The 255-nt window shown below is 52.2% G+C and carries 1 rRNA gene; it reads left to right on the top strand.

The window, feature by feature from the left end:
• Positions 1-255, top strand: a 23S ribosomal RNA gene (locus NQ018_RS11405); the annotation flags it as partial.

The following is a 255-nucleotide window of genomic DNA, read 5'->3' as shown; positions in this document are numbered from 1 at the left end:
CCACCCGGTAAGCCTAAATACTATTGGTGACCGATAGCGGATAGTACCGTGAGGGAATGGTGAAAAGTACCCCGGGAGGGGAGTGAAAGAGTACCTGAAACCGTGTGCTTACAATCCGTCAGAGCCTCTTTGTGGGGTGATGGCGTGCCTTTTGAAGAATGAGCCTGCGAGTCAGCGGCATGTCGCGAGGTTAACCATGAGTGTGGGTAGCCGTAGCGAAAGCGAATCCTAATGAGGGTGTTGTTTTAGTGGCAT

The organism is Corynebacterium kozikiae (genome assembly GCF_024580965.1).
In the GTDB taxonomy this organism is placed as follows: Bacteria; Actinomycetota; Actinomycetes; order Mycobacteriales; family Mycobacteriaceae; genus Corynebacterium; species Corynebacterium kozikiae.
This window is presented reverse-complemented; position numbering and strand designations above follow the sequence as displayed.